The sequence below is a fragment of the Streptomyces sp. NPDC001732 genome (genome assembly GCF_053596315.1).
Genome location: NZ_JBSFFY010000005.1, coordinates 58,664 through 74,838 on the forward strand (window position 1 = coordinate 58,664; position 16,175 = coordinate 74,838).

Here is a 16,175-nt window from a genome sequence, read left to right on the forward strand (position 1 = left end):
CGACGGCGCGGACACACCGGACGTCATGGCGGACGCACCAGACGCACCAGACGCACCGGACGCACCGGACGCACCGGACGCACACGAGCGAGAGGAGACGGACTGCCATGTCAGCAGCCGCGGCGGCAGCCGCACGGGTCGGTGACCCCACCGGACACCCCGGCACGGTCGGGCCGCCCGGAGTCCCGTCCGTGCTGATCGGCGGGCTCCCCGCCGCCACGGTCGGCACCCCGCACCTGTGTTCCTCGCCGCCGCCCGCGGTGCACGCCCCGTCCGCGATCGCGCCGCCCGGCAGCACCACGGTGCTGATCGGCGGCCGGCCCGCCGCCCGCGTCGGGGACCTCGCCGCCTGCGGCTCGCCCGTCGTGTCCGGTTGCCCGACGGTGCTGATCGGAGGCTGAGCGTCCATGGGACAGGAGTTCATCGGTGCGGGCTGGGCCTTCCCGCCGCGCACGGACGCCACCGGTTCCATCGCCCTGGTGCGCGGCGAGCACGAGCTGGAGGAGTCGATCCGGCTGATCCTGGCGACGTCCCCGGGCGAACGGCCCATGCGGCCGGAGTTCGGCTGCGGCATCAACGACTACGTGTTCGCCCCGGCGGACGCGGGCACGGCCGGACAACTGGCGTACGAGGTGCGCCTCGCGCTGGACCGGTGGGAGCCCCGGATCGAGGTGACCGAGGTCGTCGTCCGGTTCGACGACGCCGACGAGGGGGTCCTGTACATCGACGTCGGCTACACCGTGCGGGGCGCCAACGACCCCCGGAACCTGGTCTTCCCGTTCTATGTGATCCCGCAGCACGAGGAGGTGGACGGCGCGTGACGCTGCCCAGCCCGTATCTGGACGACCGCCGCTTCCAGGGCCTGGTCGACGAGGCGAAACGCCTCGTCCAGCAGCGCTGCCCCGAGTGGACCGACCACAATGTGTCGGACCCGGGCGTGACCCTCATCGAAGCCTTCGCGACCATGGTCGACCAGCTCGTCTACCGGGTGAACCGGGTTCCCGAGAAGAGCTATCTGACCTTCCTCGACCTGATCGGGGTCCGGCTCCACCCGCCCACCGCCGCCCACACCGATGTGACGTTCCGGCTCTCCGCGCCGCGGCCCGAACCGGTACGGGTGCGGGCCGGCACGGAGGTCGCCACCGTGCGCACGGAGACCGAGGAGGCGGTGGTCTTCACCACGGTCGACGAACTGTCCATCGTCCCTTGCGAGTTCGCCCACCTCGCGACCTGGCCGACGTCCGGCGACGCCGTCGACCGCACCGAGGAACTGAGGCTCGGCCGGGCCGTGCCCTGCTTCGACACCACGCCCGCCCCCGGCGACGCCCTCTACGTGGGCCTGTCCGCCGCCGTCCCGGCGGGAGTCGTCGTGCTGCGGCTGGACTGCGCGGTCGAGGGCGTCGGCGTGGACCCGCTGCGCCCGCCGCTGCTCTGGGAGGCGTGGGACGGCAGCGCCTGGACGGCCTGCGAGGTCGAGAAGGACGACACCGGCGGCTTCAACCGGTCCGGCGAACTGATCCTGCACCTCCCCCAGGGGCACACCCCGGCCGTCGTCGTGCGCCGCACCGGCGGCTGGCTGCGCTGCCGCCTGGTGGAGGCCGAACCCGGACAGCCCACTTACATGGCGCCGCCGGTGGTGCGCCGGATCACCGCGTTCACGATCGGCGCGACCGTCGGAGCCGTGCACGCCGAGACCGTGACCGACGAGGTGCTCGGCCCGGCCGAGGGCGTACCCGGGCAGACCTTCGCGCTGAGCCGCCCGCCCGTCGTCCCCGGCGAGTTCGTCGTCGAGGTCGCCGATCCGTCGGAGGGCCCGCAGGGCACGGAGTGGACCAGGGTCGACGACTTCGCGCACTCCGGCCCCGACGACCGGCACATCACGCTCGACCCCAACTCCGGGCGGGTCGAGTTCGGCCCGGCGGTACGGGAACGGGACGGCTCCATCCGTCACTACGGGAAGGTGCCGCCGAAGGGCGCCACCGTACGGGTGCGCTCGTACCGCACCGGTGGGGGGCTCCGCGGCAACGTCGCCCGCTCCACCCTCCGGGTGCTGCGCAGCGCCGTCCCGTACGTGGCCCGGGTGGAGAACCGCCGCCCGGCGCTCGGCGGGGTGGACGGCGAGACGGTGGAGAGCGCCCGGGTGCGCGGTCCGATGACGCTGCGGACGCTGCACCGGGCGGTCGTGCCGCACGACTACGAGCTGCTGGCCCGCGAGGTCGCGCCCGACGCGTCCCGGGTGCAGTGCATCCCGGCCGGCGGGGACTCGGACGTCGAGGCGGGCGGGGTGCGGCTGCTCGTCGTACCGGCCGGGCGCAGCGACGAGCAGGGCCGCATCCAGTTCGACGAACTCATCCCGCCGCAGCACACCCTGGCCCTGATCGCGGGCCATCTGGACGAGCGCCGGCCCATCGGCGCCCGGCTGGTGGTCGAACCGCCGTACTACCAGGGGGTCACCGTCGTCGCGTCGGTCCAGGCCCGCCGGGGCGCCGTGCCGGAACGGGTGCGCGAGGAGGCCCTGGAGGCCCTCTACCGCTACTTCAACCCGCTGAGCGGCGGCCCCGGCGAGGACGGCTGGCCGTTCGGGCGGCCGATCCAGTCGGGCGAGGCGTTCGCCGTACTGCAACAGGTGCCGGGGGTGGACCTGGTGGAGGACGTACGGCTCTTCCCCGCCGACCCCGTGACCGGGCAGCGCGGCGAACCCACCACCAAGATCGTGCTGGACCGGCACGCGCTGGTCTTCAGCTACGAACACCAGCTCCGGGTGCGGGGGGCCTGACCGCCATGCGTACTTCCGTGACCGGCCTGCCGACCCCGCACCCGCTGATCGAGCAACTCCCGGCGGTCTACCTGGAACAGGACTTCCTGCGACGGTTCCTGGCGGCGCTCGACGACGTGCTCGCCCCGGTCCTGCTCTCCATCGACAATCTGCCCGCCCACCTCGACCCCCGCAGCGCGCCCGAGGACTTCCTCGCCTGGCTGGCCGAGTGGGTGGCCGTCGACACCCGCGCGGACCACCCGGTCGAGCAGCGGCGGGCCGCGGTGCGCGGCGCGGTGGAACGGCACAGCAGGCGCGGCACCCGGCGGGGGCTCGCGGAGGCGGTGTTCCTGGAGACCGGGATCGAGCCGGACATCGTGGAGAGCGGCGGTACGGCGTGGTCGTCGACGCCGCACACCCGCTTCCCGGGCGGCCCGCGGCCGTGGGTGACGGTCCGGGTCCGGGCCGCACAGCCGTACCAGGTGGACCGGGTGCGGCTGGAGGAGCTGATCCGTACGGAGATACCGGCGCACGTGGGCTTCGACCTGGAGGTCCTGTGATCTGCGAGACGTGCGGGCAGAACAACACGCCGGGGACGCAGTTCTGCACGTCGTGCCAGGCGTACCTGGAGTGGGAGGAGCCGCAGGGCGGGACGGCGGCGCCCCAGTCGGTCGTGCCGCCCTCGTCGGTCCGGGGGCCGGGGACAGGGCCGGGGTCTGCTCGGGGGCCTGTTCCGGGGCCGCAGGCGGCACCGGTACCTCCCGTGCCTTCCGCACCTCCCACGCCTTCTCCCGCTCCCACAACACCTGCACCTCCCACACCTTCTGCTCCCGGGCCCCGGCCGTCCCCGTCGCCCCAACCGTCTCCCTCGCCCCACCCTCCTGTCGTCGCGCCCGCCGCCGCTCCGCGTCGGCCCGGGGACGGGGCCGACGAGCCGGTACCGGGGCCCGAGGCGCTGCCCGACGTACCGCCCGCCCCTGTGAACACGCCGCCGGGACCGCCGCCCGCCGCACCCGTCCGCTGCCCCAACTGCCGTACGGAGAACGCCCCGGACCGCACCCTGTGCGTGCGCTGCGCGCTGCTCCTGGACCCGGGGCCGCCGCCCGACGTCCGGCCTCCCTGGTGGCGCCGGATCTTCCGGCGGCGACCGCGCCGGGCACCCGTTGCCGGTACCCGGCCGCGGCGCAGGCTGTGGCGCCGTCCCGGGCTGGCGCTGCCGATCGTGCTGATCGTGCTGGCCTGCGGGGTGTGGTTCGCCCTGCCGCACCTGTCCGGGTGGCTCGGCTTCGCCAAGGACGAGACCGGGACGCCGGAGGCGGTGCCGCCCACCCGGTTCCGGGCCTCCAGCAGGGCCCCGGGCCATTCGGCGGGCGCGGCGTTCGACGGCTTCAACAACCGTTACTGGGCGCCCGCGGAGGCGGGGCCCGACACGGGGGTGGGCCAGTACCTGGAGTGCGACTTCGAGCAGCCGGTACGGGTGCTGAAAGTGGTCCTCTTCTCCGGCGCCTCGGCCAGGAAGGACGAGTTCCTGGACCAGGCCCGCCCGGCCAGGATCACCGTCCGGCTCACCTCCGCCGACGGGACGTCGGTGGACCGGAAGCTGAGGCTCAAGGACCAGCCGGGCCAGCAGACCTTCGACCTGCGCGGTTCGGAGGTCGTCCGGGCCCGGCTCACCACCGAGGCCACGTACGGGGCGGGCCGGGACCGCCGACTCGCCCTCGCCGAGGTCGAGTTCTTCGGCCGCAGACCCTGAGCGGTGCGGCCGGCGGCTCACACGGTCCACGGTTCGCACGGTCGGCTGCTCGCACGGTCCACGGTTCGCACGATCGGCTGTGCACGCGGTCGGCGGCTCACCCGGTGCGCATCACGTGGTGCGCAGGGCCACCAGGGAGTCCGCCTGTGCCAGGCCGCTCTCCTCGACCACCTCGCGCACGCTCTGCGCCTCGCGCACCAGCGCGAAGCGGACCTGTCCGTCGGCGTCGGTGCGGTAGCCGTACACGGCGGGCCGGGGCAGCGAGTTGTACGAGAAGTGCGAGGAGAAGTAGTACGCCCCGGTGTCGTACAGCGCCACCACGTCACCGGGTTCGACGACGGGCAGTTCGCGCGCGGTCGCGGTGAGGTCGCCGGCGAAGCAGCACGGGCCAGCGATGTCGACGACTTGGGTCGGACCCTGCTTGGGGCGGCCCTCGGCGTCGAAGACCCCGACGCGCAGCGGCCAGGAGCCGGGCATGAACACGGTACGGGTGGCGACCTGGGCGCCCGCGTGCGTGACCGCGATCTGCCGGCCGCCCGCGGATTTCGTGTACTCGACCAGGGTCGCGACGGTTCCGCTCTTGGCGAGCAGCGACCGCCCGAACTCGGTGACGAGGGTGTAGCGGCCGTCGAGGAGACCGGGGGCCGCGGCGCGCAGTTCGGCGACGTAGTCCGCGTACGTGGGGCGGTCGTCCTCGTCGTCGAAGTTGACGGGCAGACCGCCGCCGATGTCGATCCCGGTGATCCGGTCGCGGCCGAGCCGTTCGTTGATCCGCTCGGCCAGGTCGTGGGCGGCACGGACGCCCTGGGCGATGAGCGGCAGCGGGCAGCCCTGGGAACCGACGTGCGCGTGCAGCCGATTGAGCCAGGGCCGGGCCGCGAAGGCTTCCGTCACCGCCTCGACGGCCCCCGGGTCGCGCAGTGCGACGCCGAACTTGGAGGTTGCCGTAGCGGTGCTCATCGCACCGATGGCACCCGCCCCCACCTGGGGGTTGACCCGCAGCCCGATCGGCCCCGCGGGCTCCTTCCCGGCGAGCAGGCGGTCCACCCGGGCCAGTTCCTGGAAGTTGTCGAGGTTGATCGTGATGCCGTGCGCGAGGGCGAACTCCAGCTCCTCGACCGTCTTCGCCGGGCTGTCGAAGACGATTCGGTCGTAGGGGAAACCGGCCGCCAGCGCCTGTTCCAGCTCGCCGGGCGAGGCCACCTCGCAGCCCATCCCGGCATCCGCGAGCAGCCGCAGCACCGGCACGAGGCCGCACGCCTTGGCCGCGAAGGTGTGCTGCACGGTGGCCGGTCCCGCGAACGCCTCGTTCAGCGCGTCCACCGCGCCCAGCACGCCGTCGACGTCGAGGAGGCCGACCAGGGGCGACCGGGGGCCGAGGAGGCCGTCCCGGACCGCACGTGCCAGCGCCGCGTCACGGGCGTCACCGCGCCGATGAGCCGAACCGGAAGTCACCTGAACCACACTCCGTAGGTCGGTGGTGCACCGCGCCCGCCGGACGGGGCGGGCCGTCCAGCACAGCTTCGGGGTGCGGGGCCCGGCCTGTCTTCGTCGGACACGACCACACCCGATCCGGCGCCCTGTCCACCCCCACAACGGAACGATCAGCGCCAACGGAACGATCACTGCCAGTGCAACGATCGGCGCCGGCGGAATGGTCAGTGACCGCCGCGCCGGGCGAGCCGCAGTCCGATGTCCGCCAGGAGTCGTACGGCGGGGTCGGCCAGGTCCACGCCGAACAGCTCCCGGGCCCGGCGCAGCCGGTACCGCAGGGTGTTGGGGTGCACACTGAGGCGCCGCGCGGCCACGACGGTGTCGCCGAACGCTTCGAGGTGGGCGGCGACCGACTCGCCGTACCGCGAACCGTGCGCCCGGTCGTGCTCCAGCATCGCGTGCACGGGCCCGGTCAGCGATTCCCACGAGGGCTCCACCCGGTCGAGCAGCCGCAACACCGCGGCGTCGGCCCCCACCTCCGGGTACGCCGCCGCCTCCGACACCACCTCGGCCGCCGGTCGCGCCGCCGCCCGCTCCCGCAGCACCCGCACCACCAGCTCCGCCGCGTCGCGCGACGCGGGCAGCCCCGAAAGCTCCGCGGCCACCGGCCCGACCCCGGCGAGGACCACGCTGCGGGGCACCGAACGGGCCGTCGCCAGCAGGGCGCGCGCCGGGTCGGCCTCCCCGTCCCCGGCCGGGACCAGGACGTACAGCCGCCGCCCGGACCGCGCGGTCACGCACCCCGGCCGGTACGCCGCGGCCCGCAACGCGAGCACATCCAGCACCCGCTCCCCGGCAGCCCCCGAGGCAACTCCCGCATCAGCGCCCGCCTCCGTACCCGTATCGGCGTCCACATCGGCCCCGGCGCCTGACGAGGCCCGGCCCTCGTACACCTCCGCGACCAGCACCGCGTACGGCCGCCCCGGCTCGACCCCGATGTCGTACGCGGCCCGGGTGCTCCCCCTCAGCAGCGCGTGCACCGCCTCCTCCCGGGCCCTGGCCGCGGCCCGCCCCCACGTGCGGTGGTGGGACAGGTGGGACACGGCGGCCCGCGCCGCGGTGCGCAGCGCCGCCTCCGCGTCCGCGGCGAGCGGCCGGCCGTCGGCGGCGGCCCAGATGGAGCCGAGCACCTCGGACCCGTGGCGGACCGCGACGGCCAGCCGTTCCGCGTACCGTTCGTCGGCGGGGCGCCGCACCACGCCGTCGGTGTTCCAGAGCTCCCGGAAGAAGCCGCTCTCCCGGAGTTCGGCGACCCGCCAGCGGGGGACCTCCTGGCCCAGGATGGTCAGTCGGCGCATCGGATCGGGTTCGTGGTCCATCCGCGAGTACGCCAGCACCCGCGACTGCGGGTCCTCGATCGTGATCGCGCCGCCGACCAGCTCGGCCACCGTGTTGGCCAGCCCGGACAGATCACCGAGCCGCAGCCCGTCCGGACCGTCCGCCCCGCCCGTACCGGCGGCCCCGCCGGACCAGGCCGGGGCACTGTGCGCCAGGGCCGTCCGCAGCTGCCCGAGCACGTCGGTCCAGTCCCGCCCCGGCCGCCGGGTCAGCAGCGCCGTACGCCCCAGACCGGCCGCCTCCACGAGCGCCGCCCGGGGCCCGCGACCGCCCCGCCGCATCACCACGGCGGCGGCCCCGGCCCGTTCGGCGCCGCGCAGCACGTCCATCGCTCCGGGCGCGGCGACCTCCACCCCGACCGCGAGCAGGATCGTCCCGGGCGCGGTCCGGGCGTCGTCGTCCTCCCGCTCCTCCTCCGGGTCGTGGAGCGCCACGTCGGACACGGGAACGCCGGTGCCGCGCGGTGCCACGACGACATCGAGCGTTCCGGGGGAGATCAGTGCGAGGAGCTGTTCCAGCGAGGGCCCGGCCGGTTGCCGGTCCGGTTCGGCGGCCATCGGCCCATCATCGCCGCCCGCCCCGGCACGCGACAGACGCCCCCCGGCACCGGAACAGACACCCGTCCCGGCACGCGACAGACGTCCGGATCGACCACGGGCCAGACGCCCGGACCGGCCACGGGACAGGGGTCCGCTCCGGCCACGGGACAGGGGTCCGCTCCGGCCACGGGACAGAGGTCGGCCCCGGTTCTCGTTCTCAGGCGCGGAGCCCGTCGAAGGCGACCTCCAGGTGCCGGGGCCCGCGCAGCACGGCGTTCCGGCGGTACGGGGGCGGGTCCGCCACCAGCCGGGGGCTGTCGAGCCTGCGGGCCAGCTCGGTCAGGGCGAGCTGTGCCTCCAGCCGGGCGAGGGGCGCGCCGAAGCAGTTGTGGATGCCGCTGCCGAAGCCGAGGTGCTGGTTGTCCGGGCGCTCGGGGACGAAGCGGTCGGGGTCGGTGAACCGTTTCGGGTCCCGGTTGCCGGAGGCCAGGACGAGCCAGACGGAGGCGCCCCTGGGGATGGTGGTGCCGCCGATGTCGATGTCCGCGAGGGTGGTGCGCTGCGGGAGCAACTGCACGGGCGGTTCGAAGCGCAGGAGTTCCTCCACGAGCGGGGCGGCCAGCCGGGGATCGGCGCGCAGCCGTTCGAGGACGTCGGGGTTGCGCAGCAGGGTGAGCATCCCGTTGGTGATGAGGTTGACCGTGGTCTCGTGACCGGCGATCAGCAGCAGGGCGGCGGTGCTGAGCACCTCCGTCCGGGACATCCGCCCGTCGGCGCCGTGCTGGGTGACCAGGGCGGAGAGCATGTCGTCGCCGGGCGCCCCGCTGCGTTCGTCGATGAGTTCGGCCAGGTACATGCCCAGGTCGGTGCGGGCCTGCCGGGTGGCGCGGCGGCTCTCGCCGGGGTCCTGACCGGGGTCGGGGTCGAGACCGGCGGCGATGGTGTCGGCCCAGGAGTGGAACCGGGCCTCGTCCTCGCGCGGAATGCCCAGCAGCCGGCAGATCACGGTCACGGGGAAGGGATACGAGAAGTCGTCGACGAGGTCCACCTGCTTCCGGTCCCCGAAGCCGTCGATCAGGTCGGAGACGATGCGGGACAGTTCGCCGCGCATGTGGTGTACGCGCCGGGGCGTTTCCGGCGGCCCGAACGGACGCATCGTCATGCGGCGCAGCCGGTCGTGCTCGGGAGGATCCAGCCGCAGGAAGGCGGGCGGCAGCGGCGAGGCCTCCTCCTCCTCCTCCTCCTGGAGCAGGGTGCCCGCGGCGCCGGGGGAGAGGTTGCGTTCGTCGGAGCTGATCCGCGGATCGTGCAGCAGGCCCTTGATCTCCCAGTACGTGCTGACGACGAACAGGTCGTCGCCGTCCTGGAGCACCGGGGTCCTGCGGAGTTCGGCGTACAGCGGATAGGGGTCGGCGCGGGCGGAGGGGTCGAGGATCCGCCGCAGGAGCGTGTCTTGCGTCATGGTGGTCGGTCCTTGCGGGCGTGGGGGCGGGGTCGGGCCCGTACGGAGGGGAGGGGGACGCGGGCCGGGGTCAGGCCCGTGCGGGGGTGAACGTGATCCGCTGCTCGGTCGGTGAGTAGCCGCTGAGGGTGACGGTCGGCCCGTGCGTGGGCAGGGAAGGATCCGGGAATTCGGCCGGGACCGGCCGCAGGCCCTCGGTGCGGCGGTCCACCATGGAGTGCTCCGGCGGGAACACCGCGGCCGACTCGATCTGCCGCTGGTAGAACTCCAGCCACTTCGTCCCGTCGAAGGAGACGGCGGCGATGACCCGCCCCTGGTACCCGTACGCGCAGACGAAGCGGCGCTCCGCCAGCGACCCCTGGGCGACGACTAGCTCCTCGCCCAGGGACGGGACGCCGACCGACTTGATGTTGACCCCGAACTGGGCGGACCAGAAGGCCGGGACCCACAGGTGCGGGCGGCGCTCCGAGCTGCTGCTGATCATGTTGTGCGCCGCCGTCTCGGCCTGCGCGACGGCGTTGCCCCAGTGTTCGAGGGACAGGAACTGGTACCCGAAGAGCGCGTGCGGGGACCGGGCGACGTCCCCGGCGACGAAGACGTCGTCGGTCACGATGCCGCGGACGTCGAAGGCCCGGCAGCCGGCGTCGCAGGCGATCCCGCGGGGCCCGGCACCGAGTCCGGAACCGGCCAGCCACTCGGTGTTCCGCGACGCGCCGAGCGAGACGACGGCGACGTCCGTGTCGAGGGTGGTGCCGTCCGACAGATGGGCGCGCCGCAGACGTCCCGCCGAGTCGCCCTCCAGCGCGGTGACCATGATTCCGCAGCGCAGGTCCACGCCGTGCTCGCGCTGGAGCTCCGCGGCCACCCGGCCGACCACACCGCCGAGGGCGCCCACGAGAGGGGCCGCCCCGCGTTCGGCGACGGTCACCGCGAGGCCGCGCTCGCGGCAGGCGGACGCGATCTCGGAGCCGGTGAAGCCCGCGCCGACGACCAGCACCCGGCGGGGCGAGGCCGCCAGCCGCCGCTGCAGCCGGGCCGCGTCGTCACGGGTGCGCAGCACGAAGACCCCGTCCAGCGCGGCCTCGGTCTCGTGCGGCCACGGCCGGGCGTGGACGCCGGTGGCGATCAGCAGCCGGTCGTACTCCACCTCGTCGCCGTCGGCCAGCCGGACCCTCCTGGCCGCCATGTCCAGCCCGGTGGCGGCCACACCGAGCCGCCAGTGCGCGTCGAGCTCCGCGCGCCGGGGCAGCACGGTGCGGTCGGCGCTCGCGTGGCCCAGCAGGACCTGCTTGGAGAGCGGCGGGCGGTCGTACGGTTCGTGGGGCTCGTCGCCGATCAGCGTGAGCGAACCGGTGAAGCCCTCCTTCCGCAGGGTCTCCGCGGCCCGGAGCCCGGCGAGGGAGGCCCCGACGATCACGATCCGTCCCTCGCGCCGCAGCCGTTCCAGGGCATCGTCACCGGACACCGGACAACCTCTCGTCCGCCGGGACCGCCGTGCCCGTGCCGTCGGCCCTGCCCGTACTGCCCGTCCCGTCCGGGGCGTCCGGGTCGTCCACCAGGATCGCCTGCACGGGGCACGCGGTGACGGCGCGCATCACCTGCTCCCGCTGCGTCCCGTCGGCGTGCGGGTTGTACAGCAGCGCCTCTTCGCCGTGCATGACGAAGACGTCGGGTGCCAGGAAGGCGCACTGCGCGTACCCCTGACACCGGTTGAGATCGACGACAAGCCTCATCAAGGGGCCGTCCCTTCCCGTAGTACCCCCGCCCCAGACTGCGAGGTGAGGTACCGGAAGCGCGACCACGGGCGGACCAGTGGGGTCATCACCCGATCACGCCCGGACGGACGGCGGCGGGCGGCCCCGACAGCAGCCGGGGCCTCGGCGGGCGACCGCCGCCTCAGCGCGCGAGGTCGGCCAGGTCGCGCAGCCCCTGGAGCACCTCGGCGGCGGAGGGCGCGGACTCCGGGTCGCTGAAGTACTGGATCATCACGCCCGACATCAGCGCGACCTGGACGCTGCCGATGGTCCGCACGGAAGCCTCCGGCACCTCGTCCTCGGGCACGCTCCGCAGGATCGCCGCCATGCCGCGGCGGCCCTCCGCGATGCCCTCGGCGAGCGGGGCGCGCAGCTCGGGCCTGCGCTGGGCCTGCATGAACAGCTCCACCGAGGCCAGCCACAGATCGGGGTGGGCGGTGAAGTCCGCGACGAGGCCCTCCCACATCTGCTCGAAGTGACGCTTCGCGGACCCGTCGGCGTCCGGGACGAGCGCCCGCCCCATGGAGTCGCCCCACTCGTCGAGGATCTCGAACAGGGCCTGGTTGAGCAGCACTTCCCTGGAGCCGTAGTGGTAGCCGATGGCGGCCATGCTCACGCCCGCCGCGGTGGCGATGTCGCGGACGGTGGTGCGGTCGTACCCCTTTTCCCGCAGGCACTCCTTGGCGCCGACGAGCAGGGCTTCACGGTTCCCCATGCGCGGCAGCGTACCACCGGCTCGAACGAACGCATCAGGCGTTTGCCTCACTCGACCGCCTTGCTCATTCGATTCAGGCGAGCGCATTGCGCGATCGCCCAAATCTGTTTAGCGTGCTGCCCATGAGACACACCAGGAGCGTTTCCAAGTGGTTCGTCACCGCGCTGGCGCTCGGGGGACTGGCATGCGGTTTGGCCGTGCCCGAAGCCGCGGCGGCCGTGTTCGACGTCCCGGGGGCCGGGGCGGCAACCCCGGCGACCCGTACGGCAGCCCCGGCCGGCGCCTCGAAGACGCGTGACATCGGCACCGTCGTCGGTACGACGGCGGGCAAGGTGCGCGGCACCGCGGGCAAGGGCCTGCGCAGTTTCCGGGGCATCCCCTACGCGGCACCGCCGGTCGGCGGGCTGCGCTGGGCCCCGCCCCGGCCGGCCGCGCCCTGGACCGGGGTGCGCGACGCGACCTCCCCCGGCGCACCGTGCGCACAGCCGGTGGGGCTCCCGGTCGGGACGCCCAGTGAGAACGAGGACTGCCTCCACCTGAACGTCACCGCGCCCGCCCGCACCGACGGCGGACTGCCGGTGATCGTCTGGATCCACGGCGGCAGCCTGATGTACGGCAGCGGAGACATGTACGGGCCCGAGCGGCCGGCCGCCCGGGGAGCGGTCGTCGTCTCGGTGAACTACCGGCTGGGGGTGATGGGCTTCCTGAGCGGCGCCACCGTCGAGGGGGCCGACGGCCTCGGCCTGGAGGACCAGCAGGCGGCGCTGCGCTGGGTCCGCGCCAACGCCGCCGCCTTCGGCGGTGACGCGCGCAACGTCACGATCATGGGGGAGTCCGGCGGCGGCTACAGCGTGTGCGACCACCTCGCCTCGCCCCGTTCGGCCGGACTCTTCGACCGGGCCGTCGTGCAGAGCGCACCGTGCGCCACCGGCGGCACACGGACCCGGGCCGAGGCGGAGGCCGACGCCCGACGGGTCGTCACGGCGCTCGGCTGCGAGAAGGACACGGCGGCCTGCCTGCGCCGGGCATCCGTGGCCGATCTGCTGAAGGCGTACGGCCCGTTCAACGAGCCCCGTCCGGTGGCCGGTACGGAACTGATGCCGCTGTCCCCCGGGGAGGCGCTGCGCACCGGCCGGTTCAACCGGGTGCCCGTGCTCGTCGGCGTCAACCACGACGAGGAACGCGGCAGCGTCCTCGGCCGGGAACTGGCACCGGGCGGCGCACCCATGAAGCCGGAGGAGTACGAACCCGCCGTCCGGCAGGCGTTCGGCGACCGGGCCGACGACGTGCTCGGGCGCTACCCGCTCTCCCGCTTCCCCTCGGCGGGCGAGGCCCTCGCCACGGCCCTGACCGACGCGTCGTGGTCGGTGCCGACGCTGGACACCGCCCGGCTGCTGTCGCGGTGGACGCCGACCCGGATGTACGAGTTCGGCGAGCGCGACACCCCTTGGTTCAGGGGCTACCCGGCACCGAGCTTCGAGCCGCGGGCCCAGCACATGTCCGAGCTGGCCTACCTCTTCGACCTGGAGCTGTTCCAGGACGTGAAGGAGGACCAGGCCGGGTTCCGCGACCGGATGATCCGCACCTGGGTGGGCTTCGCGGCCTCGGGCCGTACGGACTGGCCCGCCTTCCGGGGCCCGGACGGCCACGTGCAGACGCTGTCCTCCACCACCTGGGGCCGCGCGGACTTCGCACGGGACCACCACGACCGGTTCTGGAAGCAGCACGACTGACGCTTGGAGACGGGAGGCAGGCCGGGGAGGGGAGGCAGACCGGAAACGAGAAGCCGACCGGAAACGAGAAGCCGACCGGAAACGGACCAGGAACCGGGCCGGCTGCCGTACGAGGGCTCGCGGGTCAGCCGGCCCACCGTCCGGAGAGGAAGGTGACGGCGACGACCGCCATCAGGGGCGCCACGACCGCGAGATAGGCGACCGTCACACGCGGCCTGCGCAGGCTCCAGGCCGCGAGCCCGGCCCACAGGGGCCACCACAGCAGGGTCGCGCGGGGCATGGAGGTGTACCAGTACGACGTGCCCAGCGCCCACAGGCTGAGCGCGATGTACGCCGCCTCCGCCCAGCGCCGCCGCCGGAGCAGCAGGCCGCACAGCACCAGGCCGACGACCATGGTGAGGAGTTCGGCCTGGCTCATCAGGGCGTACCCGGTGCTCTGGGAGTGCCCGAAGGCGGCGTGCCAGGTGTTCTTCCACGCCTCCCAGGGGGCGTGGAAGTCGCGGTACCAGCCGCGTTCCTCGGCGTGCTTCCAGGCCATCCAGTCGCCGGTGTGCACCTGTAGGTACCAGCTGTGGAGCAGGGGCGGCAGGGCGGGCAGCGCCAGCCAGGGCAGGCGGCGCCAGTGGGCGGGGGTGCGGGCGGTCACCAGGAAGTGGACCGCGAGGGCCCCGGCGAGGAAGAGCCCGCTGACCCGGACCGTGGTGGCCAGACACGTGAGGACGGCCGCCGGCGGCCAGTCGAGGCGCTGGGCGGCCAGCCACGCGGGCAGGGCGAAGGCGAGGAAGAGCGCCTCGGTGTAACCGGCGGCGAGGAAGACCGCGCACGGGGACAGCAGGAAGAACAGCGCCGCGCGCGCCCCCGCCCCCTCCTGCTTGTGCTCCTGCTCCTGCGGCAGGTACAGCCGGGCGATCCGGGCCAGGGCCAGTACGGCGGCGCCCCCGGCGACGAACGAGATCAGCGCCCCGGCGGCCGGCCAGCTCGGGACGACGGTGTGGACGGCCCGCAGCAGGAACGGGAAGCCGGGGAAGAACGCCTCCCTGTTGTCCCAGTCGGCCGTCCAGGGCCCGGCCCCGTCCGGGAAGTAGCCGGACTGGGCTATGTGCAGGTAGTGCCACCAGTCCCACTGCTGCCACGAGGAGAAGAACGAACCGGCGTGCCGGGTCTTCCCGTCGTCGGGGAACAGCCACCGGGTGCAGTACGCGGTGGTCCAGATGCCCACCCGGGTCAGCAGGTACAGCCACAGCACCTCGCGGTCGCCGGGCCCGAACCGCAGCGACAGCAACCGCAGCCGTAGCCGCAGCCGCGGCGGCAACCGGACGGAGGGCGCGCGCCCGGCCCCTGCCCCCGTGCCCGAGGACATCGGGCGCTCGCGCTGCCGTTGCGGGCTCAAAAGGCTCACTGCACATCTCCTGGGTCGTTTTCGCGCACGCCGAACAGCCCGGACGGCCCGGACGGGCCGGACGGGCCGCTCGGCACGGCTCGGGATCAGAGCTGAGAACTCGGGGCTCGGGGCTCGGGGTTCAGGAAGGCGGCAGAGTGACGCTCCGGGTGGGAGAGGCCGGTGGTCCCGACGAAGTCCCGTCCGGCGGGGTCGGCGCGTTCGACGGGCTCTCGTCGGAGGAGGGCGTGTGCGACGGCGGCAGAGTGGTCTGCGGCGAGGGGGGCGAGGAGGTCGAGGGCGAGGGCACCGAGGGGGAGGGCGAGGGAACGGGCGACGGGGTGGTGGCCGGCACGGTGGTACCCGGACTGTCGGGCAGCAGCGAGGCCACGGCCGCGCCCGCACCGGAGAAGACCAGACAGGCCCCGACGGCCAGCGCCACCATCCGACGCCGGTGAACGCGTGCGCCGCGCTCGGTGATGTACGACGGCGGAGCGGAACGGGCACGGGCCTGCCCGGTGGCCGCGGCCTTCTTGAACAGGGACCTCAGCGGGTCGTGGGATTCAGGCACAGGGCCCCTCCTCGGTGCACGGATCCTGCAGACGGTGCGAGAGCGTGGCCCGGCCACGGGCCAGATGCGTCTTGACGGTGCTGGCCGACAGACCGGTCTCGGCGGCGATCTGCTCGACGGTCAGATCGCAGACGTAGTACAGGGCCAGCGTGCGGCGCTGCTTGGGCGGCAACCCCCGCAACGCCTCCACCAGAGCCACCGACTCCGTACCGGGAGCCTCCGCGTGCAGCGGCACACCACTGCGCCGCCAGGCATCCGCCGCCCGCCGCCGCCCGCGCCACCGACTCACCGCCAGCCGCCACGCGACCGTGCGGATCCACGCCTCCGGCTGCCCGTCACGATCGAGCTGCCGCCGCCGGCTCCAGCCCTTGACGAAAGCTTCCTGCACCACGTCCTGCGCCTCGTGCTGGTCGCCGAGCATCACAAACAACTGCCCCGTCAGCCGGGCAGCCGTCTGCGCGTAGAACTCTTCGAACTCCTCGACGGTCAACAAACAACTCCTGGATCTCCTCGTTCTCACCCGACATACGCCCGGCCCCCCGCATCCGGACGACACGGAACCCGAAGAACCCACAGTGACGGTGATCACACCCCCCACCGTCCCGGCACACCCCACCACCCTCCACAACCCGACCACCCGGCCGAACCGGAGGCACAACGCGATTCGGCCGCCCCGAAAGCCG

At 73.9% G+C, this 16,175-nt stretch carries 15 protein-coding genes; 7 read left to right on the forward strand and 8 right to left on the reverse strand.

What is annotated here, in order from left to right; translation table 11 throughout:
- Positions 1–107 precede the first annotated feature (107 nt).
- The 5 genes from ACWCXX_RS07990 to ACWCXX_RS08010 all read left to right on the forward strand — a co-directional run bounded on the left by ACWCXX_RS07990 (position 108) and on the right by ACWCXX_RS08010 (position 4,508).
- Positions 108–401 (forward strand): PAAR domain-containing protein, encoded by a 294-nt coding sequence (locus tag ACWCXX_RS07990; protein ID WP_451125469.1) that lies wholly within the window; start codon positions 108–110, stop codon positions 399–401.
- A gap of 6 nt (positions 402–407) precedes the next feature.
- Positions 408–821, forward strand: coding sequence for a GPW/gp25 family protein (locus ACWCXX_RS07995; protein ID WP_148841585.1), 414 nt, complete (start codon positions 408–410; stop codon positions 819–821).
- Positions 818–2,776 (forward strand): putative baseplate assembly protein, encoded by a 1,959-nt coding sequence (locus ACWCXX_RS08000; protein WP_451125471.1) that lies wholly within the window; start codon positions 818–820, stop codon positions 2,774–2,776. The genes ACWCXX_RS07995 and ACWCXX_RS08000 overlap by 4 nt, the downstream gene beginning before the upstream one ends.
- Positions 2,777–2,781: 5 nt before the next feature.
- Positions 2,782–3,315 carry a phage tail protein gene (locus ACWCXX_RS08005; RefSeq protein ID WP_451125473.1) on the forward strand — a complete coding sequence of 178 codons (534 nt, stop codon included), beginning with the start codon at positions 2,782–2,784 and terminating at the stop codon, positions 3,313–3,315.
- Positions 3,316–3,734: 419 nt separating this feature from the next.
- Positions 3,735–4,508: a discoidin domain-containing protein gene (locus ACWCXX_RS08010; protein WP_451125475.1), complete on the forward strand. Its 774-nt coding sequence runs from the start codon at positions 3,735–3,737 to the stop codon at positions 4,506–4,508.
- Between the two features lie 111 nt (positions 4,509–4,619).
- On the opposite strand, the gene ACWCXX_RS08015 is transcribed toward ACWCXX_RS08010, so the two are convergent.
- The 6 genes from ACWCXX_RS08015 to ACWCXX_RS08040 form a co-directional block, all read right to left on the reverse strand.
- Positions 4,620–5,963 carry a diaminopimelate decarboxylase gene (locus tag ACWCXX_RS08015; RefSeq protein ID WP_451125477.1) on the reverse strand — a complete coding sequence of 448 codons (1,344 nt, stop codon included), beginning with the start codon at positions 5,961–5,963 and terminating at the stop codon, positions 4,620–4,622.
- Positions 5,964–6,166: 203 nt separating this feature from the next.
- Complete coding sequence (locus tag ACWCXX_RS08020; RefSeq protein WP_451125479.1) at positions 6,167–7,897, reverse strand: PucR family transcriptional regulator; 1,731 nt, start codon at positions 7,895–7,897, stop codon at positions 6,167–6,169.
- A 199-nt stretch (positions 7,898–8,096) separates the two neighbouring features.
- Positions 8,097–9,341, reverse strand: coding sequence for a cytochrome P450 (locus tag ACWCXX_RS08025; protein WP_451125481.1), 1,245 nt, complete (start codon positions 9,339–9,341; stop codon positions 8,097–8,099).
- A 70-nt stretch (positions 9,342–9,411) separates the two neighbouring features.
- On the reverse strand, positions 9,412–10,806 hold the full coding sequence (locus tag ACWCXX_RS08030; RefSeq protein WP_451125483.1) for an NAD(P)/FAD-dependent oxidoreductase: 1,395 nt from the start codon (positions 10,804–10,806) through the stop codon (positions 9,412–9,414).
- On the reverse strand, positions 10,796–11,074 hold the full coding sequence (locus tag ACWCXX_RS08035; RefSeq protein ID WP_451125485.1) for a ferredoxin: 279 nt from the start codon (positions 11,072–11,074) through the stop codon (positions 10,796–10,798). The genes ACWCXX_RS08030 and ACWCXX_RS08035 overlap by 11 nt, the downstream gene beginning before the upstream one ends.
- 163 nt (positions 11,075–11,237) lie before the next feature.
- On the reverse strand, positions 11,238–11,810 hold the full coding sequence (locus ACWCXX_RS08040) for a TetR/AcrR family transcriptional regulator (RefSeq protein WP_451125487.1): 573 nt from the start codon (positions 11,808–11,810) through the stop codon (positions 11,238–11,240).
- Between the two features lie 122 nt (positions 11,811–11,932).
- Between ACWCXX_RS08040 and ACWCXX_RS08045 the strand changes: the two genes are divergently transcribed.
- A complete protein-coding gene (locus ACWCXX_RS08045; RefSeq protein ID WP_451125489.1) occupies positions 11,933–13,543 on the forward strand; it encodes a carboxylesterase/lipase family protein in 1,611 nt (536 codons plus the stop codon).
- Between the two features lie 124 nt (positions 13,544–13,667).
- On the opposite strand, the gene ACWCXX_RS08050 is transcribed toward ACWCXX_RS08045, so the two are convergent.
- On the reverse strand, positions 13,668–14,933 hold the full coding sequence (locus ACWCXX_RS08050; protein WP_451125643.1) for a mannosyltransferase family protein: 1,266 nt from the start codon (positions 14,931–14,933) through the stop codon (positions 13,668–13,670).
- Between the two features lie 146 nt (positions 14,934–15,079).
- Here ACWCXX_RS08050 and ACWCXX_RS08055 point away from each other — a divergent pair, with 146 nt between their 5' ends.
- On the forward strand, positions 15,080–15,379 hold the full coding sequence (locus ACWCXX_RS08055; protein WP_451125491.1) for a hypothetical protein: 300 nt from the start codon (positions 15,080–15,082) through the stop codon (positions 15,377–15,379).
- Positions 15,380–15,484: 105 nt separating this feature from the next.
- On the opposite strand, the gene ACWCXX_RS08060 is transcribed toward ACWCXX_RS08055, so the two are convergent.
- On the reverse strand, positions 15,485–15,982 hold the full coding sequence (locus ACWCXX_RS08060; protein ID WP_451125493.1) for a SigE family RNA polymerase sigma factor: 498 nt from the start codon (positions 15,980–15,982) through the stop codon (positions 15,485–15,487).
- Positions 15,983–16,175 lie beyond the last annotated feature (193 nt).

What these genes read in the sequence shown, in the direction of transcription:
- ACWCXX_RS08035 (WP_451125485.1), bottom strand. Translation starts at nt 11,074, where the DNA reads ATGAGGCTTGTCGTCGATCTCAACCGGTGTCAGGGGTACGCGCAGTGC.
- ACWCXX_RS08020 (WP_451125479.1), bottom strand. Translation starts at nt 7,897, where the DNA reads ATGGCCGCCGAACCGGACCGGCAACCGGCCGGGCCCTCGCTGGAACAG.
- ACWCXX_RS08005 (WP_451125473.1), top strand. Translation starts at nt 2,782, where the DNA reads ATGCGTACTTCCGTGACCGGCCTGCCGACCCCGCACCCGCTGATCGAG.
- ACWCXX_RS08025 (WP_451125481.1), bottom strand. Translation starts at nt 9,341, where the DNA reads ATGACGCAAGACACGCTCCTGCGGCGGATCCTCGACCCCTCCGCCCGC.
- ACWCXX_RS07990 (WP_451125469.1), top strand. Translation starts at nt 108, where the DNA reads ATGTCAGCAGCCGCGGCGGCAGCCGCACGGGTCGGTGACCCCACCGGA.
- ACWCXX_RS07995 (WP_148841585.1), top strand. Translation starts at nt 408, where the DNA reads ATGGGACAGGAGTTCATCGGTGCGGGCTGGGCCTTCCCGCCGCGCACG.
- ACWCXX_RS08045 (WP_451125489.1), top strand. Translation starts at nt 11,933, where the DNA reads ATGAGACACACCAGGAGCGTTTCCAAGTGGTTCGTCACCGCGCTGGCG.
- ACWCXX_RS08040 (WP_451125487.1), bottom strand. Translation starts at nt 11,810, where the DNA reads ATGGGGAACCGTGAAGCCCTGCTCGTCGGCGCCAAGGAGTGCCTGCGG.